Origin of the sequence: Streptomyces sp. UH6 (assembly GCF_013421635.1) — a bacterium.
In the GTDB taxonomy this organism is placed as follows: Bacteria; Actinomycetota; Actinomycetes; order Streptomycetales; family Streptomycetaceae; genus Streptomyces; species Streptomyces abyssomicinicus.
The window spans coordinates 1-1,859 of the sequence record NZ_JACADT010001069.1 but is presented as its reverse complement, the minus strand read 5'-3'; the positions used below and the strand labels follow the sequence as shown (position 1 = coordinate 1,859).

Annotated in this window: 2 protein-coding genes and 1 pseudogene; all 3 read left to right on the top strand. The window is 75.2% G+C overall.

Annotated elements, in window-relative coordinates; translation table 11 throughout:
* On the top strand, positions 1–717 hold a 717-nt coding region (locus HW445_RS29285; protein ID WP_180223848.1), incomplete at its 5' end, for a DegT/DnrJ/EryC1/StrS aminotransferase family protein.
* A gap of 5 nt (positions 718–722) precedes the next feature.
* Entirely contained in the window at positions 723–1,628 is a 906-nt protein-coding gene (locus HW445_RS29280) for a sugar phosphate isomerase/epimerase (RefSeq protein ID WP_180223847.1), read from the top strand.
* A pseudogene (locus HW445_RS29275) lies at positions 1,621–1,859 on the top strand (peptidase M20); the annotation flags it as partial. The gene HW445_RS29280 and the pseudogene HW445_RS29275, both read left to right, overlap by 8 nt.

Sequence of the window (1,859 nt, the reverse complement as noted above, 5' to 3'; positions counted from 1 at the left end):
GCCGACTCGCCGCGGATGGCCGACCTGACCGCGCTGGCCGCCCGGCACGGACTGCACGTGGTGGAGGACAGCGCCGTCGCCCTGGGCGCCGAGGTCGACGGGCGGCCCGCCGGCCGGCACGGCGTCGCCGGGGTGTACTCCTTCTTCCCGGCCAAGCCCGCCGGCGGCATCGGGGACGGCGGCATGATCGTCACCGACGACGACGGGCTCGCCACCACCGCCCGCATGCTGCGCAACCACGGCCAGCCCGCCGGCAAGCGCTTCTACCACGAGCTGCTCGGCTTCAACTGCCGGATGGACGAGCTGACCGCCGGGTTCCTGCTGCGCAAGCTGCCGCACCTGGACGAGCTCCTGCGGCGGCGGCGCGCGATCGCCGAGATCTACGAGGAGGGACTGCGCCCGCTGGCGCCCGCGCTGCTGCCCCCGGCGGCCGGTTTCGCCGGGCGCGCCGTCTACACGTACGTGGTGCGCGCCCAGGAGCGCGAGGCGCTGCGCGCCCACCTGGCGGGGGAGGGCATCGAGACGGCCGTGTACTACCCGCGCCCCCTCCACCTGCAGCCCGCCTTCGCCCATCTCGGCCACCGCGAGGGCGACTTCCCGGTCGCCGAGCGGCTCTCCCGGGAGGCCCTCGCCCTGCCGCTGCACCCGGACATGGCGCCGGGCGCGGCCGAGCGCGTGGTCACCGCCGTGCAGCGCTTCTACGCGGCGGGGAGGTGAGCGTGATGGGCGTGCCGAACGGCCCGCGCATCACCCCCGACCGGCTGTGCGGCATCGGCGACGAGGCCGCCCCCGACCTGACCGGCCAGCTGGCCATCCACCACGAGCTCGGCATGGAAGTCATCGAGCTGCGCACCGTGGACGGGTTCGGCCTGCACGAACTGGCCCCCGGAGACGTCGCGGACGTCGCCCGGCGCACCATCGTCACCGGGCTGCGGGTGCCCGTCGTGGACACCCCGGTCGGCTCCTGGTCCACCACCGTGGCCACCGACGTCAACAGCGAACTTGCGGTCCTGGAGCGTTCCGCCCGGGCTGCGGCGCTGCTGGGCTGCGACCGGCTGCGGGTGATGTCGTACCCCAACGACGGGCGCCCGGAGCGCGAGTGGCGGCGCGAGGCGCTGCGCCGGATGCGGCTGCTGGCCCGCGAGGCCGAACGCCTGGGCGTCACCCTGCTGCACGAGAACTGCCAGGGCTGGGGCGGCCGGAGCGCCGCGCACACCCTGCGGATGCTGGAGGAGGTCGGCAGCTCCCGGCTGCGGCTGCTGTTCGACACCGGCAACGGCCTCGCCTACGGCTACGACTCGGTGTCGTTCCTGCGGCAGGTGCTGCCCTGGGTGGAGCACGTGCACATCAAGGACGGCGTGGTCCGGCCCGACGGCACCGCCGAGTTCACCCTGCCGGGCGAGGGCACGGCGGAGGTGGCCGAGTGCGTGCGCCTGCTGGAGGAGCACGGCTACCGCGGCCACTACAGCCTCGAACCCCACCTCGCGCACATCCCGCACCTCGGCGTGGCCGGTGACCCGGCCGCGCTCGCCGACGGGTACCGCGCCTACGCCCGCCGCCTGGCCGCCCTGCTCGGTGTCGACACCGAGCACAACCCCCTGTACTGGAAGGAGAGTCACCATGGCTGAGTCGACCCGGACGGCCACCGCCGGCACCGGTCTGAGCGCCGCCGACGTGCGGTGGCTGACCGATCTGATGGCCGTCGACTCCGTCTCGCCCCTGGAGGGCGGCCCCCTGGACGGCGCGGCCCGCGCGCAGCGGGTCTTCCTGGCCGGTGCGGCCGAGCGCGGCTTCACCACCGTGCTGCACCAGTCCCCCGCCCCCGAGCTGCTGGAGCGCCCGGAGGTGCCGGCCCCGGT